General features: G+C 68.9%; 28 protein-coding genes. 19 read left to right on the top strand and 9 right to left on the bottom strand.

Going from position 1 to position 25,534, the window contains the following annotated elements:
• Positions 1 to 12 precede the first annotated feature (12 nt).
• Genes BLV57_RS15955 through BLV57_RS15940 form a run of 4 tightly spaced genes read right to left on the bottom strand, consistent with a single transcriptional unit; the run spans position 13 to position 2,737 of the window.
• Positions 13 to 675, bottom strand: coding sequence for an LPXTG cell wall anchor domain-containing protein (locus BLV57_RS15955; RefSeq protein WP_143047068.1), 663 nt, complete (start codon positions 673 to 675; stop codon positions 13 to 15).
• Positions 676 to 732: 57 nt separating this feature from the next.
• A complete protein-coding gene (locus BLV57_RS15950) occupies positions 733 to 1,347 on the bottom strand; it encodes a LysE family translocator (protein WP_091289523.1) in 615 nt (204 codons plus the stop codon).
• Positions 1,348 to 1,356: 9 nt separating this feature from the next.
• Positions 1,357 to 1,983, bottom strand: coding sequence for a LysE family translocator (locus tag BLV57_RS15945; protein WP_091289522.1), 627 nt, complete (start codon positions 1,981 to 1,983; stop codon positions 1,357 to 1,359).
• A 49-nt stretch (positions 1,984 to 2,032) separates the two neighbouring features.
• Complete coding sequence (locus BLV57_RS15940; protein WP_091289521.1) at positions 2,033 to 2,737, bottom strand: TetR/AcrR family transcriptional regulator; 705 nt, start codon at positions 2,735 to 2,737, stop codon at positions 2,033 to 2,035.
• 90 nt (positions 2,738 to 2,827) lie between these two features.
• On the opposite strand from BLV57_RS15940, the gene BLV57_RS15935 reads away from it, so the two are divergent.
• Positions 2,828 to 4,000 carry a DUF418 domain-containing protein gene (locus BLV57_RS15935; protein ID WP_091289520.1) on the top strand — a complete coding sequence of 391 codons (1,173 nt, stop codon included), beginning with the start codon at positions 2,828 to 2,830 and terminating at the stop codon, positions 3,998 to 4,000.
• 125 nt (positions 4,001 to 4,125) lie between these two features.
• Complete coding sequence (locus tag BLV57_RS15930; protein WP_091289519.1) at positions 4,126 to 6,150, top strand: protein meaA; 2,025 nt, start codon at positions 4,126 to 4,128, stop codon at positions 6,148 to 6,150.
• Positions 6,151 to 6,188: 38 nt separating this feature from the next.
• Here BLV57_RS15930 and BLV57_RS15925 read toward each other — a convergent pair whose 3' ends face one another.
• Positions 6,189 to 6,716, bottom strand: coding sequence for a cysteine hydrolase family protein (locus tag BLV57_RS15925; RefSeq protein ID WP_091289518.1), 528 nt, complete (start codon positions 6,714 to 6,716; stop codon positions 6,189 to 6,191).
• Positions 6,717 to 6,787: 71 nt separating this feature from the next.
• On the opposite strand from BLV57_RS15925, the gene BLV57_RS15920 reads away from it, so the two are divergent.
• Entirely contained in the window at positions 6,788 to 7,729 is a 942-nt protein-coding gene (locus tag BLV57_RS15920) for a GlxA family transcriptional regulator (RefSeq protein ID WP_091289517.1), read from the top strand.
• Positions 7,730 to 7,740: 11 nt separating this feature from the next.
• Positions 7,741 to 8,514: an enoyl-CoA hydratase-related protein gene (locus tag BLV57_RS15915; RefSeq protein ID WP_091289516.1), complete on the top strand. Its 774-nt coding sequence runs from the start codon at positions 7,741 to 7,743 to the stop codon at positions 8,512 to 8,514.
• 31 nt (positions 8,515 to 8,545) lie between these two features.
• On the opposite strand, the gene BLV57_RS15910 is transcribed toward BLV57_RS15915, so the two are convergent.
• Positions 8,546 to 9,094, bottom strand: a complete 549-nt coding sequence (locus BLV57_RS15910) for an NUDIX domain-containing protein (protein WP_091289515.1) — start codon at positions 9,092 to 9,094, stop codon at positions 8,546 to 8,548.
• Between the two features lie 37 nt (positions 9,095 to 9,131).
• Here BLV57_RS15910 and nucS point away from each other — a divergent pair, with 37 nt between their 5' ends.
• The 12 genes from nucS to BLV57_RS15850 all read left to right on the top strand — a co-directional run bounded on the left by nucS (position 9,132) and on the right by BLV57_RS15850 (position 20,674).
• Positions 9,132 to 9,791: an endonuclease NucS gene (gene nucS, locus BLV57_RS15905; RefSeq protein WP_176968639.1), complete on the top strand. Its 660-nt coding sequence runs from the start codon at positions 9,132 to 9,134 to the stop codon at positions 9,789 to 9,791.
• A 149-nt stretch (positions 9,792 to 9,940) separates the two neighbouring features.
• Positions 9,941 to 10,582 (top strand): hypothetical protein, encoded by a 642-nt coding sequence (locus tag BLV57_RS15900; protein WP_091289513.1) that lies wholly within the window; start codon positions 9,941 to 9,943, stop codon positions 10,580 to 10,582.
• A 358-nt stretch (positions 10,583 to 10,940) separates the two neighbouring features.
• Positions 10,941 to 11,717, top strand: a complete 777-nt coding sequence (locus tag BLV57_RS15895) for a hypothetical protein (protein WP_091289512.1) — start codon at positions 10,941 to 10,943, stop codon at positions 11,715 to 11,717.
• Positions 11,718 to 11,849: 132 nt separating this feature from the next.
• Entirely contained in the window at positions 11,850 to 12,449 is a 600-nt protein-coding gene (locus BLV57_RS15890; RefSeq protein ID WP_091289511.1) for a rhomboid family intramembrane serine protease, read from the top strand.
• 67 nt (positions 12,450 to 12,516) lie between these two features.
• Positions 12,517 to 14,214, top strand: a complete 1,698-nt coding sequence (locus BLV57_RS15885; RefSeq protein WP_091289510.1) for a sodium:solute symporter family protein — start codon at positions 12,517 to 12,519, stop codon at positions 14,212 to 14,214.
• Positions 14,215 to 14,223: 9 nt separating this feature from the next.
• Positions 14,224 to 14,481, top strand: coding sequence for a hypothetical protein (locus tag BLV57_RS15880; RefSeq protein ID WP_091289509.1), 258 nt, complete (start codon positions 14,224 to 14,226; stop codon positions 14,479 to 14,481).
• A gap of 74 nt (positions 14,482 to 14,555) precedes the next feature.
• On the top strand, positions 14,556 to 15,512 hold the full coding sequence (locus BLV57_RS15875; protein ID WP_091289508.1) for a DUF3558 family protein: 957 nt from the start codon (positions 14,556 to 14,558) through the stop codon (positions 15,510 to 15,512).
• A 69-nt stretch (positions 15,513 to 15,581) separates the two neighbouring features.
• Positions 15,582 to 16,583: a dihydroxyacetone kinase subunit DhaK gene (gene dhaK / locus BLV57_RS15870; protein ID WP_091289507.1), complete on the top strand. Its 1,002-nt coding sequence runs from the start codon at positions 15,582 to 15,584 to the stop codon at positions 16,581 to 16,583.
• 2 nt (positions 16,584 to 16,585) lie between these two features.
• Complete coding sequence (gene dhaL / locus BLV57_RS15865) at positions 16,586 to 17,218, top strand: dihydroxyacetone kinase subunit DhaL (RefSeq protein WP_091289506.1); 633 nt, start codon at positions 16,586 to 16,588, stop codon at positions 17,216 to 17,218.
• Positions 17,215 to 17,886, top strand: coding sequence for a dihydroxyacetone kinase phosphoryl donor subunit DhaM (dhaM, locus tag BLV57_RS15860; RefSeq protein WP_091289505.1), 672 nt, complete (start codon positions 17,215 to 17,217; stop codon positions 17,884 to 17,886). Before dhaL ends, dhaM begins: the two co-directional genes overlap by 4 nt.
• A complete protein-coding gene (locus tag BLV57_RS15855) occupies positions 17,883 to 18,797 on the top strand; it encodes a hypothetical protein (protein ID WP_091289504.1) in 915 nt (304 codons plus the stop codon). The genes dhaM and BLV57_RS15855 overlap by 4 nt, the downstream gene beginning before the upstream one ends.
• 95 nt (positions 18,798 to 18,892) lie before the next feature.
• Positions 18,893 to 20,674, top strand: a complete 1,782-nt coding sequence (locus tag BLV57_RS15850; RefSeq protein WP_091289503.1) for a 3-hydroxyacyl-CoA dehydrogenase family protein — start codon at positions 18,893 to 18,895, stop codon at positions 20,672 to 20,674.
• Positions 20,675 to 20,706: 32 nt separating this feature from the next.
• Here BLV57_RS15850 and BLV57_RS15845 read toward each other — a convergent pair whose 3' ends face one another.
• Complete coding sequence (locus tag BLV57_RS15845) at positions 20,707 to 21,192, bottom strand: Lrp/AsnC family transcriptional regulator (protein WP_091289502.1); 486 nt, start codon at positions 21,190 to 21,192, stop codon at positions 20,707 to 20,709.
• A gap of 58 nt (positions 21,193 to 21,250) precedes the next feature.
• Here BLV57_RS15845 and BLV57_RS15840 point away from each other — a divergent pair, with 58 nt between their 5' ends.
• Positions 21,251 to 22,369, top strand: a complete 1,119-nt coding sequence (locus tag BLV57_RS15840; RefSeq protein ID WP_091289501.1) for a trans-sulfuration enzyme family protein — start codon at positions 21,251 to 21,253, stop codon at positions 22,367 to 22,369.
• Between the two features lie 27 nt (positions 22,370 to 22,396).
• Here BLV57_RS15840 and BLV57_RS15835 read toward each other — a convergent pair whose 3' ends face one another.
• Positions 22,397 to 22,621, bottom strand: a complete 225-nt coding sequence (locus BLV57_RS15835; protein WP_091289500.1) for an FmdB family zinc ribbon protein — start codon at positions 22,619 to 22,621, stop codon at positions 22,397 to 22,399.
• Between the two features lie 99 nt (positions 22,622 to 22,720).
• On the opposite strand from BLV57_RS15835, the gene BLV57_RS15830 reads away from it, so the two are divergent.
• Together BLV57_RS15830 and BLV57_RS15825 are read left to right on the top strand one after the other, a co-directional pair.
• Complete coding sequence (locus BLV57_RS15830; protein WP_091290402.1) at positions 22,721 to 23,794, top strand: alkaline phosphatase family protein; 1,074 nt, start codon at positions 22,721 to 22,723, stop codon at positions 23,792 to 23,794.
• 79 nt (positions 23,795 to 23,873) lie between these two features.
• Positions 23,874 to 24,923, top strand: a complete 1,050-nt coding sequence (locus BLV57_RS15825) for an NAD/NADP-dependent octopine/nopaline dehydrogenase family protein (RefSeq protein ID WP_245757343.1) — start codon at positions 23,874 to 23,876, stop codon at positions 24,921 to 24,923.
• Here the strand turns inward: BLV57_RS15825 and BLV57_RS15820 are convergent.
• A complete protein-coding gene (locus BLV57_RS15820) occupies positions 24,910 to 25,479 on the bottom strand; it encodes a class I SAM-dependent methyltransferase (protein WP_091289499.1) in 570 nt (189 codons plus the stop codon). The two genes, BLV57_RS15825 and BLV57_RS15820, sit on opposite strands and share 14 nt — an antisense overlap.
• Positions 25,480 to 25,534: the final 55 nt, after the last annotated feature.

Raw genomic sequence — 25,534 nt, 5'->3', positions numbered from 1 at the left:
CGGCCAAAACACTCACGACCCCTGGCGGCGTCGGCGGACCGCGACCAGCGCCGCGCCACCGGCGCCGAGCAGGCCGAGCCCGGTCAGCAGCGGCAGTTCGAGGTCGAACCCGGTGTGCGCCAGCGATTGCGCGCGCTCGGTCGCGACGTCGGCAGGCGCCACGGCCGCGACCACCATCGCCGGGGTCTCGGGACCGGCGGGCGGCCGCCCACCGGGAGGCGTGTCGCCGGGCGGCGTCTTGCCCGGCGGGGTCTCGCCGGGCGTGCACCCGGTGTGTGCCGGGTTGCCACGGCCGACGCCGTGGTTGGTGTCGCATTCGTAGCCCGCGTTGGCGTCGGAGCCGCCGGGTAGCTGGCCGTGCGGATTCTTGTTGTCCGCCTTGCCGACACAGCCCGCGCACGGCTTGCCGTTGGCCTGGCCGCCGCCGTTGCCATTGGCGGAGGCCGAGCCGTCACGGGTGGAGTCGTACGGTCCGTGCGTGTTCGCGCCGTGGCCGGAAAAGTCGGCGCCGGACGGTGGTTGCGGGCTGTTCGTGTCCGGTGTGGACTTCGAGTGCTTGGCGTGGTCCTGCGCGTTGGCGTTCGGATTTCCGCCCTGGTCCGCCCAGGCGGGACTGGTGAGCAGCAGCATGGTCAACAGCGCCGCCGATGCGCCCACCATGGTCTTGGACTTCATGACGCCTCCAAGCTCGGCCCCCAGGCAAGATCGGCCGAACTGTGACTGGCGTTACACTCAGTTATCGAAGGCCAAGGCCGCGCCGAAGCCGACGAGCGCGGTGCCGGTGACGCCGTCGAGCGCGCGGCGGACCTTGCGCTTGCCGAGCCACGCGCGCACCCGGTGCACGAAGAACACGAGCACGAGCTGCCACAGCGTCGCCATTGTCGCGACGGTGCCCGCCAGCAGCAACGCCTCGCCGACGCTGAACGAGGGCGAGAGGAACTGCGGCAGCATCGACACGTAGAACACGAGCACCTTCGGGTTGGTCAGGTTGCACAGCAACCCTTGGCGCCAATAACGTCCGCCGCTCGCCTGCGCGGGTTCGAGCGCGCGGTAGTCGCCACGCCACGCGCCGATCAGCGCGCGGACGCCCAGATAGCAGAGGTACGCCGCGCCTGCCCAGCGCAGCGTGAGGAACACCGGCTCGGAGCGGGTGATCAGCGCGCTCAGCCCGAGCGCTGCCGCGACGCCCTGCGTCAGGTTCCCGGCGCCGATGCCGACGCTCGCCAGCACCCCGCCGCGAGTGCCGCCCGCCAGTGAACTCTTGAGCACCACGGCGGTGTCCGGACCGGGCACCGCGAGCACCAGAAGCACGAAAAGCACGTAACTGCCGTACAAACCCCAGGTCATGAGGCCACGCTAGCCTTCGAGCGCGAGCGCCGCACCGAATCCCACGAGAGCGGTGCCGGTGACGCCGTCGAGCGTGCGGCGGACCTTGCGCTTGCCGAGCCACGCGCGCACGCGGTGGATGAAGAGCATGAGCACCAGCAGCCACGCCATGCCGAGGACGGCCACGGTGTAGGCGAGCAGCAGCGCGTCCCACGTCGAGGTCGTCGCCGGGTCGAGGAACTGCGGCAGCACCGACAGGTACAGCACCAGCACCTTCGGGTTGGTGATGTTCGACAGGAAGCCCTCGCGGAAGCGGCGGAACCCCTTGGCGCGCGAGCGCCCGGAGTCCTCGAGGCCGGTGTAGTCACCGCGCCAGGCTCCGCGCAGCGCCTGGAAACCCAGGTACGCCAGGTACGCGGCGCCGACCCACTTGAGCGTGACGAAGACGGGTTGCGACCGGGCGATGACGACGCCGAGGCCGAGCGCCGCGGCGCTGCCCTGCACGGCGTTGCCCACGAAGATGCCGAAACTGGCCAGCAGCCCGCCGCGCCAGCCGCCCGCGAGCGAGTTCTTCAGCACGACCATGGTGTCCGGGCCGGGCGCCAGCACGATCAGTACGACGATCAGCAGATAGCTGCCGTAAACACTCCACGTCACAGCTGTCGACAGTAGACGGCCGGGCCGGGTGAAAGCTCGCGGATTTCCGTCACAGTGCCTGCGCGATGGCGGCCGCCGTACCGTCGAGCAGCCGCGCGAGGCCGAACGCGTAGTCGTCGCCCGGCGTCTGGAACGTGGGCGAGGCGAACAGTTTCGCGGTCTCGGGAAAACGTTCGGGATCGATGAGCTTCATCAGCGCCATGCCGTAGCGCTGCTCCTCTTCGAGCCGGTCCTCGCCCAGTTCCTGGAAGAGCAGCGCGTGGTTGCGGTTGTAGCCGCTGAACAGCATCAGCGTGCCGACCTTCGCGGGCCAGGCCAGCCCGGTGTCACGCAGCACGCGCAGCGCGCTTTCCATCCAGGCGATCTGGTTCGGGCCGGACGGCGGGCCGCTGATCGGCACCTGGGGCAGCCACGGCCGCCGCTGGTAGACCTCGAGTTCCGCGTACGCCCACAGCGTCAGGCCCTCGCGCCAGCCCGCGTCAGGGGAGAGCTCGGGCGCGGGTCCGATGGCGAAGTCGCGCATGAGCTCCAGCAGCTCGTCCTTGGAGCCCACGTAGCGATAGAGCGACATCGGCGTGACGCCGAGTTCCTTCGCCACCTTGGGCAGCGTCACGCCGGGCAGCCCATCACGGTCCGCCAGGTCGACGGCGGCGCCGACCACGCGTGCGACATCGAGTTCGGCCGGGCGCCCCAGCCGGGACTCCGCCGGAACTCCCCAAAGCCTGCGCAGCTGGTCCGGCAGGTCGTCGGTCATGGCATCCCCTCTCGAAGCTGGTTGCAGTATGTCGCACCTATATAGTATAACTTATATAGTTTATGACGTATGGAAAGTTCGGGGGAACTCATGACGGTTCACACGGCCACTCGTGGCCCGGTACAGCGCACCGAGCGGGCCTTGGCGCCCGACCTGGCGCGTGGGGGAATGCTGCTGTTCATCGCGGTGGCGAACGCGCTCGGCTGCGTGGCGGGCGGCATGCCCGGCTTCGTCCCGACGGCGTCCGGTCTCGACCGCGGGCTCGACTTCTTCATGTTCACGTTCGTGCACAGCCGCGCGTACCCGGTGTTCGCGGTGATGTTCGGCTATGGCCTCGTGCAGCTCGCCCGGCGGCAGGAGCGGTCGGGCGCCGAGCCGGGCCAAGTGCGCTCGGTCCTGCTCCGGCGCAACGCCTGGCTGGTCGGTTTCGGCCTGGTGCACGGGGTTTTGCTCTACTTCGGTGACTTCCTCGGCGCGTACGGCCTGGTCGGCATTGTCGCGACACTCTTGCTGCTGCGCCGGAGCGATCGCGTCTACCGCTTCGTGCCGTGGATCTGGGGCGCCGAGCTGGTGTACGCGCTCGTGTTGTTCGTGATCACGCTGACCGGGGTCACCACGGGCACCGCGAGCGTCCCGGTCGAGCAGGTCGGTTCCCTGGTCGCGCCGGACTACGCGACCTCGGTGCTCGACCGGCTCGGCGAATGGCCGGCGCACACCGCGACCGTGCTGGGCTTCATCCTCATCGTCTGGCTCGGCATGTGGGCGGCACGCAAGCGTTTGCTGGAAGACCCGGCGGCCAACCGCGTCCTCCTGCGCCGCGTCGCGGTCGGCGGTCTGAGCGTCGCTGTCGTCGGTGGTCTGCCGATCGCTCTGGTCAGCGCCGGGCTGCTTTCGGTCGACGAGTCGTCCGCGTCGGCGATGCTGATGCTGCACGGCGTGAGCGGCATGTTCGCCGGTCCCGGTTATGTCGCGCTGTTCGGCCTGCTCGCGCTGCGGCTGGCCAAGCCGGGCCCGTTCGTGGGATCGATCGCCGCGCTGGGGCAGCGCTCGCTGTCGGGGTACCTGCTCCAGTCGGTCGTGTGGCTGCTGGCGCTGGCGCCGTTCACGCTCGCGCTGGGCACCCGCTTCGGCAGCCCGACGGTCACGGCGATCCTGCTCGCGGTCGTGGTGTGGCTGGTCAGCGTGTTCGCGGCGGGCAGGCTCGGGTCGCGGCCCGGTCCCGCGGAGTTCGTGCTGCGGCGGCTGACCTACGGCCGCCGGTGACCTCGTGTCCCCCGGCCTCTTTAGGGGTCGGGGGACACCCCAGACGTGTCTGATTCCACTGGGTCGGGCATGTTACCGGCGGGTATAGTCGATGAATCGTGCTGTGTCCGAGCCGGGAGGTTCACGTGCCCTATCCAACGGATCGCGAACGGGACCGGCCGTGGGTCATGCGCACCTACGCGGGCCATTCGTCGGCGAAGGCGTCGAACGAGCTGTATCGCCGCAACCTCGCCAAGGGCCAGACCGGGCTTTCGGTCGCGTTCGACCTGCCGACGCAGACCGGCTACGACGCCGACCACCAGCTGTCCAAGGGCGAGGTCGGCAAGGTCGGCGTGCCGATCGCGCACATCGGTGACATGGCGCGGCTGTTCGACGGCATCCCGCTGGCCGAGGCCAACACCTCGATGACCATCAACGCGCCCGCGATGTGGCTGCTCGCGCTGTACGTGAGCGTCGCCGAGGATCAGGCCAACGCCGAGGGCAGGCCCGTCGACGAGGTGCTCGCGAAGCTCACCGGGACCACCCAGAACGACATCATCAAGGAATACCTGTCCAGGGGGACCTACATCTTCCCGCCGGGGCCGAGCCTGCGGCTGATCACCGACATGATCGCCTGGACCGTGCACCACGTGCCCAAGTGGAACCCGATCAACATCTGCAGCTACCACCTGCAGGAAGCGGGCGCGACGCCGACACAGGAGGTCGCGTACGCGCTGTGCACCGCCATCGCCGTGCTCGACGCCGTCCGTGACTCCGGTCAGGTCGAGCCCGGCGACATGGCGAAGGTGGTCGCCCGCATCTCCTTCTTCGTCAACGCGGGCGTGCGGTTCGTCGAGGAGATGTCCAAGATGCGCGCGTTCACCGCGCTCTGGGACGAGATCACGCGCGAACGCTACGGCGTGACCGACGCGAAGGCCCGCCGCCTGCGCTATGGCGTGCAGGTCAACTCGCTCGGGCTGACCGAGGCGCAGCCGGAGAACAACGTCCAGCGCATCGTCCTGGAAATGCTCGCGGTCTCGCTCTCGCGCGGCGCGCGGGCGCGCGCGATCCAGTTGCCCGCGTGGAACGAGGCGCTCGGCCTGCCGAGGCCGTGGGATCAGCAGTGGGCGCTGCGGATGCAGCAGGTGCTCGCGTTCGAGACCGATCTCCTTGAGTACGAAGACATTTTCGACGGCTCGCACGTCATCCAGGCCAAGGTCGACGAGATCATGACCGGCGCTCGCGAGGAGATCGCGCGCGTGCAGGATCTCGGCGGCGCGGTCGCCGCCGTCGAAAGCGGCTACATGAAGTCGCAGCTCGTGACCTCGCTCGCCGAATACCGGCGCGGGGTGGAGAACGGCGAGCGGATCCTGGTCGGTGTCAACAAGTTCGACACGACCGAGCCGAGCCCGTTGCAGGCCGAAGGCGCCAAGGCCATCGAAACGATCGACCCCGCGGTGGAGAAGGAAGCCGTCGCGGCGCTCGAAGAATGGCGCAACCAGCGCGACAACGACCTCGTCGAGCGTTCGCTGGAGAAGCTGAAGCTCACCGCCAAGACGACCGACAACCTCTTCGAGGCGACGCTGGCGTGCGCGCGTGCCGGGGTCACCACCGGCGAATGGGCGGGCGCGCTGCGCGAGGTGTTCGGCGAATACCGCGCGCCGACCGGGGTTTCGGCCTCGGCCATGACCGGCAGTGGCAACGCCGAGCTGCTGCGCGTGCGTGACCGGGTCAAGGCGACCGGCGAGGAAATAGGCGAACGGCTGCGGATCCTGGTCGGCAAGCCCGGGCTCGACGGTCACTCCAACGGCGCCGAGCAGGTCGCCGTGCGCGCGCGTGACGTCGGGTTCGAGGTCGTCTACCAGGGCATCCGGCTGACTCCGGAGCAGATCGTCGCGGCCGCCGTGCAGGAAGGCGTGCACGTCGTCGGGCTTTCGGTGCTGTCCGGCTCGCATTTGGAGGTCGTGCCGCAGGTGGTCGACGGCCTGCGCGCCGCGGGCGCGGGTGACGTGCCGGTGATCGTCGGCGGCATCATCCCGCCCGACGACGCGAAGCTGCTGACCGATCGCGGGATCGCGCGGGTGTTCACGCCCAAGGACTACGAGCTGACCGACATCATGGACGGCATCGTGAGCCTGGTCCGGGAAAGGCATGGGTTGAAGGAGTCGTGAGTGGTACGGCCGGTTAGAACCGGCCGTACCACTCACGACTACAGAAGTTCTTTGGTGGTCACGACTTTCGCGAAGCCGCCGCCCCGCAGGTTGGTGGCGGTGGCTTCGCTGAGCTGGCCGGCCGTGAGGCCTTCCAGGTCGAAGGTGTACGTGGCGTCGAGTGCGAAAGTGACGTCGTAGCCCAGGTTTCCGCCGACGCGGCTCGTGGTCTCGCAGCACATGTTCGTCTGGATGCCCGCGATCACGATGCTCGTGATGCCCCGCGTCTTCAGCCAGCCGTCGAGGTCGACGTCGCCGTGGAACGCCGAGTTCACCTTCTTGCCGAACACCAGATCCGCGCGCACACCGTCCAGAATGGACTGGAAGTCGTTGCCTTCCTGACCGGGCCGCAGGGGCGAGTCCGGTTTGGTGGAGTCGTGGTGCACCAGCACGATCGGCTGCCTCCGCTCCTGCCACGCGTCGAGCAGCGCCTTGATGTTCGCCTCGGCGTCAGGGTTGTCGCGCTTGCCCCAGTACGGGTCGTCGAAGCCTTTTTGCACGTCGATCACGATCAATGCGGTCGTCATACGGCCAGTCTGCGCGCGTCGCCCTGCCGGACGGGAGTGGCGAAGAACGCGCGATGCGGTACTTTTCTGCCATGCGTACCGTGGGTGTCCTCCTGCTGCCGGGCAGCCGGTCGTTCGACCTCGCCGTGATCGGGGAGGTCTGGGGTGTCGACCGCACCGACGACGGCATCGGCCCGTTCGAGCTGCGGTTGTGCAGTGCCGGCCGCGCGCCGGTCGACCTGCGTCCGGTTGGCAAAGTCGTTGCCACGCATGGGCTTTCCGGGCTCAAGGACTGCGATCTCGTGCTCGCGAGCGGCCGCGTCGACCCGCTCGCGGCCGTCCCCGATTCGGCCGTCCGCGCACTGCGGAGCGCGGACCGGGTCGCCGCGTTGTGCTCCGGCGCGTTCACCCTCGCGGCCGCCGGGCTGCTCGACGGCCGCGCCGCCACCACGCACTGGCGCCTGCTCGACGACCTCGAACGCGTCGCGCCCGCCGCGGACGTCCAGCGCGACGTGCTGTACACCGACGACGGCGACGTGCTCACCTCGGCGGGCGTCGTCGGCGGCCTCGACCTCTGCCTGCACCTGGTGCGCAAGGACCACGGCGCGGACGTCGCCGCCGCGCTCGCCAGGCGGCTGGTCATGCCGCCCGCCAGGGAAGGCGGGCAACGGCAGTACGTCGACCTGCCGGTGCCGCCACGGCCGTCGCGCCCCGGCATCGCGTCCACAATGGACTGGGCGATGACCAGGCTCGGCAGCGAGATTGGCGTCGAGGACCTGGTGGCGCACGCGGGCATGAGCGCGCGGACGTTCCACCGGGAGTTCACCGCCGCCGCGGGCGCCACCCCCGGCCGGTGGCTGCGGGTGCAGCGCGTCCGGCATGCGCAGCGCCTGCTCGAAGCCACCGACCTGCCGGTCGAGCGGATCGCGCGGCGTTCGGGACTCGGCACCGCGGCGAACCTGCGCCGCCGGATGCACGCCGAACTCGGCGTCGGCCCCGATTCCTACCGGCGCACCTTCCGGCAAAGCGCGTAACGTCCCTGACCATGGCTGAGTACGAGCACATCCTCGTCAAGCGCGAGGAAGACACCATCACCATCACGATGAACCGGGCCGCGCGCCGCAATTCGCTGTCCGACCAGCACCTGGCCGAGCTGCTCGTCGCGTTCCTGGAGGCCGGGGACTCGGACGCGACCGGCGTCGTGCTCGCCGGTGCCGGGCCGGTCTTCTCCGCCGGGCACGACTTCGCCGACGTCTCCTCGCGTGACCTGATGGGCGTGCGCGAGCTCCTGCAGCTGTGCACCGAGCTGATGGCGACCATGCAGTCCATCCCGCAGGTCGTCATCGCCAGGGTGCACGGCCTCGCCACTGCGGCGGGTTGTCAGCTGGTCGCCTCGTGCGACCTCGCGGTGGCCGCCGAGTCGGCCGGTTTCGCCCTGCCCGGCGGCAAAGGCGGCTGGTTCTGCCACACGCCCGCGGTGCCCGTCGCCCGCGCGGTCGGCCGCAAGCGCCTGATGGAGCTCGCGCTGACCGGCGACGTCATCGACGCCGCGACCGCGCTCGACTGGGGCATGGTCAACCGCGTGGTCCCCGACGCCGAGCTCGACACGGCGGTCGCCGACCTGCTCGCCCGCGCCACCAGGGGCAGCCGCGCGAGCAAGGCGCTGGGCAAGCAGACGCTCTACGCCCAGCTCGACCGCCCGGAGAAGGACGCCTACGCGCTCGCGCTCGAAGTGATGGCCGCGGCGTCCCAGCTGCCCGGCGCCCGTGAGGGCATGGCCGCCTTCCTCGAAAAGCGCGCCCCCGAATGGACCGACTGACCGGGATAAAGCCCGCTGAACTCCGCGAGATTTAGCGGGCTTTATCCCGTTCGTAGAGCAGGAGATGCGCGTACGCGGCGATCGACTGCGAGTCGGTGATCATTCCGGTGGAGATCATCTTTTCGAGCTCCGCGCGGCTGAACCACGCACTGCGCATGTCCTGCTCCTCGGTCTCGCGCTCGGGCTCGCCTTCGGTGAGGTCGAGCGCGAGGAAGACGCGTCCACGCTGGCTGACGAACCCCGGCGCGCAGTCGATCAGCCCGAGCTCGACCAGGGAACCGGCCCGCAGCCCCGTTTCCTCGCGCAGCTCACGCGCGGCGAGCTCACCCGGTTCGACGTCGGCGAGGTCGGGAGCGGTGCCCTGCGGGAATTCCCAGCGCCGTAGCCCCAGCGGATACCGGAACTGCTCGACCAGCCGGAACCGGTCGCCGTCGAACGGGATGACCAGCGCGTAGGCCGGTTTGTCGACCACGCCGTAGATCCCGGCGGAGCCATCGGGGCGCCGGATCTCGTCCTCGCGCACGGTCATCCAGGCGTTGCGATACACCTCGCGTGAGCTCACGCTCTCAATGGGGTCCACCCGATCAGTATCTCCGGTGTTGTCCTACCCTCGGCGGGTGCGCCTCGTTCTCGCTCGCTGCCAGGTCGACTACGCCGGCCGTCTGACCGCCCACCTGCCCATGGCGAACAGGCTGCTGTTGGTCAAGTCGGACAACTCCGTGTCCGTGCATTCCGACGACCGCGCCTACAAGCCGCTGAACTGGATGACGCCGCCGTGCTGGCTCATCGAGGACGGCAAGACGTGGATCGTCGAGAACAAGGCGGGCGAGAAGCTCGTCATCACGATCGAAGAGATCTTCCACGAGCACACGCGCGAACTCGGCGCCGAGCCCGGCCTGCAGAAGGACGGCGTCGAGGCGCACCTGCAGGAACTGCTCGCCGAGCACATCACCACCCTCGGCGAGGGCCACACCCTGGTCCGCCGCGAGTTCCCGACGGCCATCGGCCCGGTCGACATCATGGCCCGCGACGCCGACGGCCGCAGTGTCGCCGTCGAGATCAAGCGCCGCGGCGAGATCGACGGCGTCGAGCAGCTCACCCGTTATCTCGAGCTCCTCAACCGCGACCCGCTCCTCGCCCCCGTGCAGGGCGTCTTCGCGGCCCAGATCATCAAGCCGCAGGCCCGCACCCTCGCCGAGGACCGCGGCATCCGCTGCCTGACCCTGGACTACGACGCGCTGCGCGGCATCGAAAGCGACGAATTCCGCCTGTTCTAAAGGGTTTGTGGCTCAGGCCACCGGCAAGAATTTCCCCGCCTGTCCCGGCTGAAATTCCCCAAGCAACCGCCGAACGCGGTACCGTTGGTGCACGTGCATCTGGCACATGCATTTGCACGGTCGAGCCCAGGGCGAGGGGAGATTTCGACATGACTGCTGAGCCTCCGGACCTGCCGCGCTACCGAGTCATGCTGGCGCTGGACATCGAAGGCTCGACCGCCAGAACGAACCCCGCCAAGGCCGAACTGCGCCGCGTCATGTACGAACTGCTCGACGAGGCCCTGCTCGCCGGCGGTATTTCCGAGGCCCACCGCGACGCGCTGGTCGACCGCGGCGACGGCGTGCTCGCCCTGATCCGCCCCGTCGACGAGGTCCCGAAGACGGCCTTGCTCAACCCGGTCATCCCGACGCTGAGCAAGCTGCTGGCCGCCCACGACTCACTCCACCCCGACCACCGCTTCCGCCTGCGCGCGGTGGTCCACGCCGGCGAGGTCCACCACGACGGCCACGGCAACTTCGGCGAAGCGCTCGACGTCGCCTTCCGGTTGCTGGACGCGCCCGCGGTCAAAGCGGCATTGGAGCAGACGGACGAGCCGGTCGCTTTGGTGGTTTCCGATGACATTTACCGCTGCGTGGTGAAGCACGGTTATGAGGGCATCGACGTCGGCCGGTTCGCCCCGCTCGTCACGTTGCAGCTCGCGGGGATCCAGCATCGCGGCTGGGTGCATATCCCGGAGTCACTCGAAGTGGCCCACTGCGACGAGTACGCATCGAAAGTAAGCCTTCGGTAGCGTCGTAAACGCCCTTTGTCCGGTATGGCCTCGCTGCGTTCCTCTGTGGATCCGAGACCAAACCGTTCTCTTGTTCGCGTATTTATTGCGTGTCCCGCGCCTCTCACGGGGCGCGAGAAAGTAACGGATTAGCTTAGTTGAATGGTGCACGATCATTACTTTTCCGGAAATCCCTGCGCCATTCAGGTGAGATCCCCACCTGGCCGTTGTGTGCTGTGTCACACTCGAATTCGAGGAGCCATGACGGACGCCCGTCGTGGCTGGAGGGGTGGCCGCCTGGTCGCACGACTTGCCGTCGTACCAATGGTTTTTCGTCCGCCTCCATGCTCGCCCGCTGTAACGGGACAGGAGGAATCCCATGCGTTATCGCCCGATGGACACCGATCCGGCCGACCCCAGACTCGGCCGTTTCATTCCGGATGACTGGCGCCACGTTGAGCGTTATCCGCTCACCGCGCTCGCCGCCGACGAACTGCCCACGCGCGTCCCCGTCGTCATCGGAGTCAACTGGTACACCGAATTCGACAAGCCGGAGAAAGACGCCGTTTCCGGCGAGTTCTTCGTCGCCAAGAAGGGCGCGAAGTCGCTCACCCGCATCCGCGGCGGGCACTGCGTCTGCCTCGAGCCCGGCGGCGACCCGGACACCGACGGGCGGCAGAAGTTCTACGACCAGGGCCGTGAAGGCGCCTGTGTCGGCTTCGGCTGGTCGCGAGCGATGTCGATCTTCAACTCGGACCTCTACGCCGCGCGCTGGCTGTGGGACACGGCCAAGAAGCGTGACCAGTGGCCAGAGACGAACCCCGGCGACGACAACGGCACCTCGGTCCGCGCGGCCGCCGAGGCACTCGTCGAACTCGGGCACGTGACCTGGAGCGACATGTACGTCGACGACGACTGGCACAAGCGCGAGAAGTACACACCGGACGTCAACAAGGGACTCAAGGTCTTCCGCTGGGCCAAGAACGTCGAGGACGTCCACGCCGTACTCGGCAACGAGCGCGCCGACAAGCTCGGCGCGGTGCCCTTCCTCAACTCGTGGGGCATGGGCTATCCGCACCGCACCTACATGCCCGACGACGTGCTCGCCCGCCTGCTCGAGGAGGAAGGCGAGATCGCCGTCCCGACCGACCGCTGAACCCCGATGCGCCGGGCAGGCCCCGCCCTGCCCGGCGTTTTCGAGCCCGTCACGACGGCCGTGCCATTTGTCATGGGAGAGCCGTGACAGACGACGGGCGTTTCGAAGGCGTGGGCTTCTTAAGCTCGCCGCATGACCGAAAACGCCACCCCGCTTCCGCCGCTGCCCGATGTGCGGACCCGTGTCCCGGTGGGCACGATCGTGGTTCTCGCCTGCTGGGCGACGGGCACGGCGCTGTACCACCTCGGGGCCGTCGGATTGTTCTTGGCGGTGCGACGGGATCCGGACGCGCTGGCGGCCGGGCAGGTGTGGCGGCTGATCTCACCCGTCCTGGTCCAGCCGGACCCGCTGCCGTCCGTACTCGGGCTGGCCGTGCTGGCAGCTGTGGTCGGGACCATCGCCGAGCGGACGCTGGGAACCGGTCGCCTCGTCGTGCTGCTGACGGCCGGGGCGCTCGCCGGCCATGGCGTGGGCGAGCTGTGGCAACCGTTTTCCGGTGGTGTGTCCGTGGCGTTCTGCGGTCCGCTCGGCGCGTTGGCCGTGTACTCGCTCAGCCGGCGGCGCCAGGTCGTCGCGGCCGGGATCGTGCTCGCCGGCGCGGCCGTGCTGAGCGTGAGCACCGACATCCACGGGCCCGCGATACTGGCCGGCGCGGCCGCCGGGTTCTTACTGGTGCGGACAAAAAAGCAGGACAACCGACGGACTGTCACCCGGCCGGGCTGCCGCGCCTGAATCCATGCAGTAGGGTCCGCGATTAACGCGATACCAGCGTTTTTGGTGGACAACTGGAGGTGGCTCGGTGCACGTCCTTGCGGAGGCGAATCTGCGGCTGGACGCCAGCGCGATCGACTACGTGCTGCTGGCGTTCTACTTCGTTCTCGTGCTGGGCATCGGCGCGCTGGCCAGGAGGCAGGTGTCGAGCAGCCTCGACTTCTTCCTCTCCGGTCGTTCGCTGCCCGCCTGGGTCACCGGTCTCGCGTTCATCTCGGCGAACCTCGGCGCGGTCGAGGTCATGGGCATGTCCGCCAACGGCGCCCAGTACGGGATGCCGACGTTCCACTACTTCTGGATCGGCGCGGTCCCGGCGATGCTGTTCCTCGGCATCGTGATGATGCCGTTCTACTACGGCTCGAAGGTGCGCAGCGTTCCCGAGTTCATGCGCCGCCGGTTCGGCAAGCCCGCGCACCTGGTCAACGGCATCAGCTTCGCCGCGGCGCAGGTGCTCATCGCGGGCGCGAACCTGTTCCTGCTGGCCAGCGTGGTGAACCTGCTGCTCGGCTGGCCGCTGTGGGTGTCGATCGTCGCCGCCGCGTTCATCGTGCTCTCCTACACCGCGCTGGGCGGGCTGTCGGCCGCCATCTACAACGAGGTGCTGCAGTTCTTCGTGATCGTCGCCGCGCTGCTGCCGCTGACGATCGTCGGCCTGGTCAAGGTCGGCGGCTGGCAGGGCCTGGTCGACAAGGTCACCAACTCGCCGGGCGGCGCCGAGCAGCTGCACTCGTGGCCCGGTGACAACCTCACCGGCTTCGGCAACAACTTCCTCTCCATCCTCGGCCTGGTCTTCGGACTGGGGTTCGTGCTCTCGTTCGGCTACTGGACGACGAACTTCGTCGAGGTCCAGCGCGCGATGGCGTCGAAGAGCATGTCGGCGGCCCGCCGGACGCCGATCATCGGCGCCTTCCCGAAGATGTTCATCCCGTTCATCGTGATCATCCCCGGCATGATCGCCGCGGTCAGCGTGTCCGAGTACGTCAAGGACAAGCAGGTGCTGCTCGACGGCGGCAAGGCCGAAAGCGGCGTCACCTTCAACAACGCGCTGCTGCTGCTCATGCGCGACCTGCTGCCGAACGGCATGCTCGGTGTCGCGATCGCCGGTCTGCTGGCGTCGTTCATGGCGGGCATGGCGGCGAACCTGTCCGCCTTCAACACGGTGTTCACCTATGACATCTGGCAGACCTACGTCAAGAAGGACAAGCCGGACGGCTACTACCTCAACCTCGGCCGGATCGTCACCGCCGCCGCCACCGTGCTGGCGATCGGCACCGCGTTCATCGCGTCGAACTCCGCGAACATCCTGAACTACCTGCAGGACCTGTTCTCCTTCTTCAACGCGCCGCTGTTCGCGACCTTCATCCTCGGCATGTTCTGGAAGCGGATGACGCCCGCCGCCGGCTGGATCGGCCTCGTCGCGGGCACGGGTTCGGCCATCACCATCTGGGCGCTGTCGCAGGCCGAGGTGATCGGGCTGAAGGGCCAGGGCACCAGCTTCGTCGCCGCGGGTGTCGCGTTCGCCGTCGACATCCTGGTGAGCGTGGTCGTTTCGCTGGCCACCAAGCCGAAGCCGGACAGCGAGCTCGTCGGGCTCGTCTACTCGTTGACTCCGAAGGACTCGCTCAAGCACGACGACACCGGGGAGAACTCCGGGTGGTATCGCAAGCCCGCGCTGCTCGCCGGCATCGTGCTGGTCATCACCATCGCCCTCAACATCGCCTTCTAGGAGGTAACCATGGCTGATCCGAAGAAGACACAGAAGGCCGGTGCCTTCGACATCCGCCTGATCATCGCGATGCTCACCGGCGTGTACGGGCTGGTGCTCACCATCATGGGGATCGGTTTCACCACCGACGCCGACCTGGCGAAGGCGGCTGGCGTGAACATCAACCTGTGGGCCGGGATCGGCATGCTGGTGTTCACCCTGCTCTTCGTGGTGTGGGCGAAGGTCAGGCCGATCGTGGTGACGCCGCCGGAAGAACAGGGCGAATAACCGGGTTGTCCCAGCACACCGTCGATCAGCCCGCTACCGTGCTCCGCGTGCTACCTCGATACCGTCTCACGCCCTTGTCCGGCACGGTTTTGCTCGGAGCCCTCCTGCTCGTGGCCGGCTGCGGCGCCGACCTGGGCAAGGAGAACTTCGCGCGCACCACGATCCCCGCGGCGAGCGGCGACGGCGTGCCGACCGGTGAGATCACCGACAAGGCGGTGTCCGCCGACGCGCTGCGCGCGATCGACACGTGCAAGCTGATCGACAAGACGGCGCTCGCGGACCTGGGCACGGCCTCCGAGCCGAGGATGTCCGATCCCTCGAACTGCCGCAACGACGTCAAGGACGTCGGTGGCAAGAAGATCGACATCTCGCTCGAGCTGGGCACCGCCATTCTCCAGGCGTCCAACCCGCAGGGCGTGGTCGCGGGGCTTCCGCAGGTGCTCAGGCCGGGTAAGGACGGTGCCCCGGAGTGCGCGCTCGGCGCGGTGACGTCCAAGCAGCTCGGGATCGGCATCACGGTCAACGTGACCTACCCGGGCGGCGACGCGTGCAAGACCGCGACCGCGCTGATGGAGAAGGTGGTCAAGCGGCTGCGTGACGCGAACCCGCCCAAGTACGCGTTGGCGAAGGGCTCGCTGGTCGCGGCGGACCCGTGCGTGAGCGTGGACGACGCGGTGATCAAGGAACTCGCGCCCGCGGCCAACAAGGTGATCGTCGACCTGCATCACTGCACCTGGAGCGGCAGCGGTCAGCGGCTGACGATCGAGTACGACAACGACGGTATCGCGCCCTCCGAGGGCCGCGGCTACGTCAAGGCCGACGTGCCAGGGGTGACCGCGTTCCAGAAGCCGGAGACCGGCATGGCGAAATGCAGCGTCAGGTGGACGCACCTGCCGCTCGAAGGCGACCGCGTCGAGCTCGTCACCGTGGGCTTCCAGAACGACCACAGCAAGGACCCGGTCGCGGACGGCTCCTGCGCCAAGGCGGTCAAGGCGGCGAAGACCGTCGTGCCGAAACTGCCGAAGCCGTAGCGGGTTGTCGTCAGCTCCGCTGCGCGGTAGACAGGCTTTGCCCTGTCCGAAGATGCACGGAGGCAAGTCGTGAAGAAGATCATCAACGATCCGGCGGACGTGGTCGCGGAGTCACTGCGCGGGCTCGCGCTCGCCCACGGCGACGTGCTGCGTGTCCAGGAGGATCCGGCGCTGGTCATCCGCGCCGACGCGCCGGTCGAGGGCAAGGTCGCGGTGATCTCCGGCGGTGGCTCCGGCCACGAGCCGCTGCACGGCGGCTTCGTCGGCACCGGGATGCTGCACGCCGCCGTGCCCGGCGCGGTGTTCACCTCGCCGACGCCGGACGCGGTCGAAGCCGCCGTCGCGGCCACCGCCGGCCCGGCGGGTGCGCTGCTGATCGTCAAGAACTACACCGGTGACGTGCTGAACTTCGAGACCGCGGCCGAGCTCGCCGAGGCCGAAGGCACCCCGGTGCGCAGCGTGGTGATCGACGACGACGTCGCGGTCAAGGACTCGACGTACACCGCGGGCCGCCGCGGCGTCGGCGGGACCGTGCTACTGGAGAAGATCACTGGCGCGGCCGCCGAGCGCGGTGATTCGCTTGACGACGTGGAAACGCTGGCGCGCAAGGTGATCGGCCAGGTCCGCTCGATCGGCGTCGCGCTCACCGCGCCGACCGTGCCGCACGCGGGCACGCCCAGCTTCGACCTCGCCGACGACGAGATCGAGTTCGGCATCGGCATCCACGGCGAACCCGGCCGCGAGCGGATACCGCTCGAATCCGCCGACGCGCTCGTCGCACGGCTGGTCACGGCCATCGTCGAGGACCTGCCGTTCGCTTCGGGCGACGAGGTGCTGCTGTTCACCAACTCGATGGGCGCCACCCCGCTGGTCGAGCTCTACCTGGCGCACGGCATCGCCGAAAAGCTGCTCGCGGAGCGCGGGATCACCGTCACCCGCAGACTGGTGGGACCGTACATCACCAGCCTCGAAATGCAGGGGATCAGCTTGACACTGTTGAAGCTCGACGCCGAACTCACCGCGCTCTGGGACGCACCGGTCAACACACCGGCGTTGCGCTGGGGGATCTGACCATGGGTTGTGGAGCCGAAGGGGTGACGAAGGCGGTGCTCGCGGCCGCGGGGGTGGTCGCCGAGCACCGGACCGAACTGATCGAGCTCGACCGGGCGATCGGCGACGCCGACCACGGCGAGAACATGAACCGCGGGTTCACCGTGGTCGTGGCCGCGCTCGCGGACGCCACCCCGGAAACCCCGGGTGAGGTGCTGAAGATCGCGGCCAAGACGCTGATCTCGAAGGTCGGCGGTGCGGCCGGGCCCCTGTACGGCACGGCTTTCCTGCGCGCCGCGACCAAGGCGGCCGATCAGTCCGAAGTAGACGCTCAGGCCGTCGTCGAGCTGCTGCGCGCGGCGCTGGACGGCGTGCGGGCGCGCGGCAAGGCCGAGGTCGGCGACGCGACGATGATCGACGCACTGACCCCGGCCGTCGCCGCCGCCGAAGCGGCCGCGGCCGTGGCGGGCGCGGACATCGCGGCCGTGCTGAGCGCGGCGGCCGACGCGGCCGACCAGGGCGCGGAGTCCACAGTGGACCTCGTGCCGCGCAAGGGCAGGGCGTCGTATCTGGGTGAGCGGGCGGTCGGGCACATGGATCCCGGCGCGCGCTCGACCGCGTTGATCCTGCGCGCCTTCGCGGAGGCGGCACGGTGACCGTCGGCCTGGTTCTCGTTTCACACAGCGCGAAACTCGCCGAAGGCCTGGCCGAACTGGCCGCGCAGATGGCGCCCGACGTGGTCATCATCCCGGCCGGTGGCCTTGAGGACGGCAGCATCGGCACCGACTACGACGAAGTGGTCGCCGCCGCGCAGCGCGCCGACTCCGGCGACGGCGTGGTGCTGCTCTACGACCTCGGCAGCGCCCAGATGACGGCCGAGCTGGCCGTCGAGTCGCTGCCCAACCCGTCGACCGCGCTCGTCGCGGACGCCCCGCTCGTCGAAGGCGCCGTCGCGGCCGCCGTCGCCGCGCAAGGCGGGGCTTCGGTCTCGGATGTCGCCGGTGCCGCGGCGGCGGCAGGCGCTCCGCCCGATTTCGACGAGCTGGCGGAGGTCGAAGGCGACCTCGTCGTCGAACTGCGGCTGCGCAACGACGTCGGCCTGCATGCCAGGCCGGCGGCGCTGCTCGCGCGCAGCATCGCGGACCTCGACGCGGAAGTCAGCGTCCGGCTCGGCGAGCAGGAGGCCGACGCACACAGCGTGCTCGCGCTCATGTCGCTCGGCGCGCGCCAAGACGACCGGATCGTGGTGCGCGCGCGTGGCGCCCAGGCGGCCGACGCCGTCGCGAAGGTCAAGAGCCTGGTGGAAGGAAACTTCGGGGAATGAGACTGTTCGCGGTGCTCGCCGCCGTGCTGGCGCTGGCGGGGTGCACCGCGACGGTCCCCGAAGGGCCCGAGAGAACCCCGGACTACCTGCAGCTGGCCGGGCGTGCCGTCTTCGGCGACTTCAACACCGTCGACTACTGCAGCCTGCTCGACCCGGCCGCGGCGACCAAGCACGGTGGCACTGAGCCGACCAAGGGGCTTTCGTCGTTCGACTACTGCTCGCTGCTGGTCAAGGTCGGCGGCAAAGAGGTCACCGTCGAGGTCGGCTATCTCGGCACCAAGGAATCCCGCCGGGCAGGCGACCGCGTGCCCGACGAAAGCAAGAAACTCCCGCACGGTCTGGTCGCCGAGCGCGGCACGTCGTCCGGCGAGGGGGACTGCGCGTACTACCTCCGGTTCGTCGACCAGGTCACCGTCCGGGCGACCGCGAGCCGGTACCCGAACGACGGAGTGCCGAAGTCGGCGTTGTGTGACATCAGCGCCGACGTGCTGGACGGGATCATCGCGTCAGTCTCGGCGAACCAGGTCCGCCATCAGTTGTTCAGGGCGGGGTCGCTCGGCACGGCCGACGCCTGCGCGCTGCTCGACGACGCGCGGGTGAGCGCGGAGCTCGGCGCGACCGTGTCGAAGTCGGTCATCCCGTCGAAGCATCGCTGTGAGTGGGTGGCGCACGGCGGCTCGTCGGTGTTGCTCAATTTCGTCAACGACGTCCTCCCGCCGGGCGCGTCGGAGGTCACCCCGTATCCGCCGAAGCTCTGCAAGGTCCAGAAGGTGCTCGGACCCGCACCCGGCGCGAAGGTCGGCGAGGTCGAGTTCGCTTCGCTGACGGTCAACTCGACGACCGACAAGGAGCCGTGCGAGGTCGGCCGCGCACTCGCGAGCGTGGCCTGGCCGAAGCTGCCCGCGGCGTGAGTTAGGTCGTTCTGACTCGATTCCGACAGGCTTCGGGCGGTCTCGCATGGCACTATCAGGAGAAACTACCAGCGAGTAACCACCGGAGGCCGGTTGTGGCACGGGAAATCGCGAGTGTGGGAGTGATCGGTCTCGGCACCATGGGTGCGGGGATCACCGAGGTCCTGGCCAGGAGTGGCGTGCCGGTAGTCGCCGTCGAGATCGACGACGAGGGCGTCAAGCGGGGGCGTGGGCACCTCGAGCACTCCACCGAGCGAGCGCTGAGCGGTGGCAAGCTGGATCAGGCGTCGCGTGTGGAACTGCTCGATCGGGTGCGCTACACGACCTCGCTCTCGGATCTGTCCGATGTGGACCTGGTGATCGAGGCCATCCCGGAGAGCTTCGACGCCAAGGCCGATTTGTTCATCCAGCTGGACAAGATCACCGGCCCCGAAACGATCTTCGTGTCCAACACGTCTTCGCTGTCGATCACCGAGATCGGTGTGCACACTTCGCGCCCCGGCAAGGTCGTCGGGATGCACTTCTTCAACCCCGCTCCCGTGCTGAAGCTGGTCGAGGTCGTCCGCAGCGTGGTCACCGAGCCGGACGTGGTCGCCGACGTGGTCGCGTTCGCCGAGAAGCTGGGCAAGACACCGGTGGTGATCGGTGACCGGGCGGGTTTCATCGCCAACGCGTTGCTGTTCGGCTATCTCAACCACGCGGTGCGGATGTACGAGCAGCGCTACGCCACCCGCGAGGACCTCGACGCCGCGATGCGGTTCGGCTGCGGCTACCCCATGGGGCCGCTGGCGCTGCTGGACTTGATCGGCCTGGACACCGCGTACGAGATCCTCGACACGATGTATCACCAGTCGCGCAATCGTTTGCACGCACCGGCTCCGCTGCTGAAGCAGATGATCACCGCGGGCCTGCTCGGCCGTAAGTCCGGCCGTGGTTTCTACAGCTACGACGGTGTCGACTCGCCCAACGTGGTCACCGACGGTGAGACGCCTTCGGCCACTGTGGACTCGGCGGCGGTGCGCCCGGTGCGCAAGGTCGGCGTGGTCGGCACGGGCACGATGGCCACCGGCATCGTCGAGGTCTTCGCCAAGCGCGGTTACGACGTCATCCTGCGGGCACGCAGCGCGGACAAGGCGGCGGCTTCCGTCGCGCGGGTGAAGAAGTCGCTGGACAAGGCCGTGGTGAAGGGCAAACTGTCCGAAGAGGACGCTGCGGCGGCGCTGTCCCGCATCACGCCCGCGGTCGAGTTCGAGGAACTGGCCGACGTCGACCTGGTGGTCGAGGCCGTGGCCGAGGAACTCGCGATCAAGCAGGCCGTGTTCGCCGCGCTCGACGACGTCGTGAAGCCGGGCGCGATCTTGGCGACCACCACGTCCTCCTTGCCGGTCATCGAATGCGCGGCCGCGACCTCCCGGCCGTCCGATGTGGTCGGCCTGCACTTCTTCAACCCGGCCCCGGTGATGAAGCTGGTCGAGATCGTGTCGACGATTTCGACCGCGCCCGACGTGCTCGCGACCGTGCGGGCATTGTGCGGCGCGCTCGGCAAGCACCCGGTGCGCTGCGGCGACCGGGCGGGCTTCATCGTCAACGCGCTGCTGTTCCCGTATTTGAACGACGCGGTGAAGATGCTGGAAGCGCACTACGCGGAGGCCGAGGACATCGACACGGCCATGAAGGTCGGCTGCGGCCTGCCGATGGGGCCGTTCGAGCTGCTGGACGTCGTCGGCCTCGACGTGTCGCTGGCGATCCAGCGCACCCTGTTCAACGAGTTCCGCGAAGAAGGTTTCGCGCCGGCGCCACTGCTGGAGCACCTGGTGACCGCCGGGCGGCTCGGCCGCAAGACCGGCAAGGGCTTCAAGGACTACACCGCGCGGTAAGCCGGTCGCGCCGGTACGGGACAAAGCCCGCTTTACTCCGCTCCCGCCGTGGGCGGGAGCAGTGGCCCGCCTGCCCAGTGCTGGAAGACGAGGTTGGTGTGGACGCGGGCGACCTCGTCGCGCGCGGTGAGTTCGTCGAGGACGAGGCGCTGGAGGTCACCGGCCGAGGTGGTGGCGACGTGCGCGAGGAAGTCGTCGGGACCGGTGAGGTGGTAGACGGCGCGGACTTCGGGCTGGGCCAGCAGGTGTTCGATGAACGGGTCGACCAGCGGACGGCGGTGCGGGCGGACCTGGACGAACAGGAACGCCTCCAGCGGACGGCCGAGTTTCGCGGCGTCCACTGTGGCGCGCTGGCCGGTGATCACGCCGGTGGCGCGCAAGCGGTTGACGCGGTCGAGACAGGTCGACGGCGCGATGCCGACCGCGGCCGCGAGCTCCTTGTTCGTGACCCGCGAATCGTTCTGCAGGATGCGCAGGATTTCAAGATCAACCGTACTCAGTTCGACGGATCCGGACATCCGCGAATTATATCCGAGTCCATTGCGGATGTTCCGGTGAACGGGCGACCCTTCCCGCATGACCTCAGCGATGCGGACCCGAGCCGTGCATGCCGGGCGTGACGATCTCACCGACCTCGGCCTGCACGCTGCCCCTCTCGACCTGTCCACCACCTACCCGTCCCGCGACAGCGCCGACGAGGCGCGCAGGCTGGACGTGTTCGCGACCGGTGCGCTCGATCCGGGCACCCCGGTCTACGGCCGGATCTCCAACCCCACCGTCGAGCGGTTCGAGCGGGCCATCGCGGAACTCGAAGGCTTCGAGCACGCGGTCGCCTTCGCGAGCGGGATGGCCGCGGTCTCGGCGAGCCTGCTGGCGGCGGTCGCGCAGGGCAAGCGGCACGTGGTCGCGGTCCGCCCGGTTTATGGCTGCACGGACCACATCCTGACGTCGGGGCTGCTCGGCACCGAGGTCACCTGGGCCTCGCCGGAGACGCTCGCGAGCGAGCTGCGTCCCGACACCGGCCTCGTTTTCGTTGAGACACCGGCGAACCCGACGTTGAGCGAGGTCGACATCGCCGCGCTCGTCGCCGTGTGCGGTGACGTGCCGTTGCTGGTCGACAACACCTTCGCGACGCCGGTGCTGCAGCGTCCTGGCAGGCTCGGCGCGAGCCTGGTGCTGCACAGCGCGACCAAGTTCCTCGGCGGGCACGGAGACGTCATGGGCGGCGTTGTCGCCTGTGGCGCCGAGGAAGCCGCGCGTTTGCGTCAGATTCGCTTTGCCACCGGCGGAATCCTGCACCCGCTTGCCGCGTACCTGTTGCTGCGCGGGCTTTCCACGCTGCCGCTACGCGTGACGGCCGCTTCGGCGACCGCGGCCGTGCTGGTCGAGCGGTTGCGCGAGCACCCGGGTGTCCGTGCCGTGCACTACCCGGGTATCGGCGGGCCGCTGGTCGCGTTCGAGGTCGAAGGCGACCCGCACGCGGTCATCGCCGCGGTCCGGCTGATCACGCCCGCGGTCAGCCTGGGCAGTGTCGACACGCTGATCCAGCACCCGGCTTCGATCAGCCACCGCATCGTCGAAGAGGGCGATCGCCATGGCGCGGGCGTGACCGACAACCTGCTTCGGATGTCGGTCGGCCTCGAAGACGTCGAGGACCTTTGGCACGACCTCGACCAGGCGCTGAAGGCGAGCTAGGCGAGTTTCCCGGTAACGCGCCCTTTTTTAGCCGCAACACCCGCCGCCGCAGCAGCCCCCGCCCCCACCCGAGGGCGCGGGGGCGCTCGCGCCGGAGCCGGAACCCGAGCCGGTGAGCGCGACGGTGGTGAGCAGCTTGACGGTGTCCTGGTGTCCGTCCGGGCAGGTGGCCGGGGTGCCGGACTCGCTCATCGGGCGCATCAGGTCGAAGGTGCCGCCACATTCACGGCAGCGATAGGCGTAAGTCGGCATACCCGGATTATCGCCGCACCGGGCCCCGGGTGGGAAGCTGGCCCGGTGCACCTGCCGCTACCCGACGACCGCCCGCATCTGAGCCAGGTCGTCCCGTCGATGCTCGCCGCGCTCGGCGTCGACGGCTTCGCCAACACCCTCGGCTTACCGACCGTCGCCCGCGCCTGCGTGCTGCTCGTCGACGGCCTCGGCTGGGAACTGCTCGCGGAACACGCCGACTGCGCGCCCGTGCTGACCGAACTGGTGAAACGCCCGTTGCGGGTGGGCTTCCCGTCCACCACCGCCGCCGGAGTGGCCGCGATCGGCACCGGCGTCGCTTCGGGCGAACACGGGATGGCCGGTTACACCTTCGAGGTGCCGGGCGCCGGCGTGCTCAACGCACTGCGCTGGACCAGCCACGTCGACGGGTCGAACCTGCTGGGCGTGCTCGTGCCCGAGGAGGCGCAGCCGCTGGCGACCACCTTCGAGCGCGCGGCCAAAGCCGGGGTCACCACGAGCGTCGTCAACTACGCGCAGTTCAAACGCTCCGGCCTGACCAGGGCGGTGCAGCGCGGCGGGCAGTATGTGGGTGTCCGCGCGTTCGGCGACCTCGCCGCGCAGACCTTGCGCGTGCTGGAGGCCAAGCCGAGCTTCTGCTACGCCTATCACAGCGAACTCGACATGCTCGGCCATGTCTACGGTCCCGGTTCGACCGCGTGGCGGATGCAGTTGCGCCAGGTAGACCGGCTCGTCGAGTCGATCGTCGAGAACCTGCCTCCCGGCGCGATGCTCGCCGTCGTCGCCGACCACGGCATGGTGACCGTCGAGGACGCCCTCGACGTGGAAGCGACTCCTGAGTTGCTGGAAGGCGTCCGCGCGATCGGCGGTGAGGTACGCGCACGCCACGTCTACACCGAAGACGGCGCCCAAGCCGACGTGCTCGCCGCCTGGCGCGCGGTGATCGGCGAGCGTGCCTGGATCCTCTCCCGCGACGAGGCGATCGCGGCGGGCTGGTTCGGCCCGCGGGTCAACGACTGGGTCCGCCCCCGCATCGGCGATGTCGTGGCGGCCGCACGCGACCGCTTCGGCATGAAGCTGGAGATGGCCGAGGCGGTCGAGTCGTCGCTGATCGGTCAGCACGGTTCGCTGACCACGGCGGAGCAGCACGTTCCTCTCGCGCTCGCGTTTTCGTGAATCCCGTCCGATGAGAGAGGAACTTTCCCCCTGATTCGCCCGACCACTCCTGCGCAGAGGCCGAGCGCGAGGAGGAAACGTGACGCTGAACGGAATCGGGGTCGTCGGAGCCGGTGGTGAAGGGCGGGCTCTCGCCGCCTACCTGGCGTCGCGAGGACTGCCCGTGCACCTGTGCACCCGGGACACCCGGGTGGGCGGCACGCTCAACGCACGAGGCCGGCTCAAGGGCGCGTTCCCGCTCAGCCTGGTCACCGACGACCCCGCGGAACTGCTGGCCGCCTGCCGGGTGGTCTTCGTCGCGACCGTGACCACCGCTTACCCCGAGGTCGCCGCCAAGCTCGCGCCGCACTTGACGCCGGAGCACGTGGTGGTGCTGTTCTCGAGCAAGCTGTGCGGCAGCGTCGAGTTCTCGTGCCTCCTGCGCCAAGCCGGGGTGACCGGCGTCGACGTGGTCGAGACCGACGCGTTGTTCGCGGCTCGCCCTGACGGCGACGACGGCGTCGACGTGCTCGGCATGAAGGGATGGAACCTCATCTCGGGCGCCACCCCCGGCGCCGTCGACCGCCACGCGGACATGCTCATCGAGTGGTTCCCGATGCTGGAGCGGGCCCGCAACCCGATCGAGCGCGGCTTGACCGACTTCGGCGCCGTCGCCCACGTGCCGATCGCACTGGCCAACCTCGGCACCATCGACCGCGCCGAGGACCTGCTGTTCTACGTCGAAGGCCTGTCCGAGCGCACGGTCGTCCTGCTGGAGCAGGTCGAGCGCGAGTTCGGCGCGGTCGCCGCCGCTTACGGCGCCCAGCTGCTCCCGATGACCGAAGTGCTCGACCGGTACTACGGCTGCACGACCACGAGCCTGCTCGACGCGATCCGCTCGGTCGAGCCGTACAAGGCGATCCAGGCGCCGCAGAGCCTCGACCACCGTTTCCTGCGCGAGGACATCTCCTCGACGCTCGTCCCGCTCCAAGCGCTCGCCGCCCGGGCGGGCGTCGCGACGCCGATGGTCGACGCGGCGATCACCATCAAGTCCGCGATCGGCAGGGCCGACTACGCGGCGAGCGGCCGGACATTGGCTCGTCTGGACTGGGAAGCCTTGTCACACAAGGAGATCCTCAGCCGGATTTAACGGCCGAGAACGTGACGATCTGCTTCGGGACGTGCTCGATCTCGACCTCGGCGAACCCCGCGCGGGCGAGCCGGTCCGGCAGCGTGGACACGTCCAGGACGTTCATCGTGTCGCCGATGTGCAGCAACCGGAACCAAAAGCTCAGCTGGCTGTCGGTCGCCCGGATGATGCCGCCTGGCCGCAACACCCGGTGTGCCTCGGCGAAGATCGCGTCCTGGAGCGCGGTCGTCGGCACATGGTGGAGCATCGTGAAGCAGACGACCGCGGAGAAAGTGTTGTCCTCGAACGGCATTCGCGCCCCATCGCCGTGCACGACCGTCACACGATCCCCGAACTTCGCGCGCAGATGCGCGACCGAGGCGTCGTCGATCTCGAGTGACGTCAGTTTCGGCGCGAGCTCGGCCAGCACGCTGGTGGTCGCTCCGAACCCGGGCCCGAGCTCCAGCACGTTGTCGCCCAGCTCGAAGCCTTCGAGCCGCCGGGGCAGTTCCTCGGCGACGTAGTCCGCCCATTTTCCCGACGAGCACAGCTTGCGGTGGAGGAGGTTCATTGGCATACCTCGACGCTAAGAGACCGAGGTGAGTGGCCGAAAGGCGATAGCCTGACAACCG

This window comes from Amycolatopsis xylanica (genome assembly GCF_900107045.1).
In the GTDB taxonomy this organism is placed as follows: Bacteria; Actinomycetota; Actinomycetes; order Mycobacteriales; family Pseudonocardiaceae; genus Amycolatopsis; species Amycolatopsis xylanica.
Note: the sequence above shows the minus strand (reverse complement) of the source record. Positions and strands in the feature narration are given on the sequence as shown.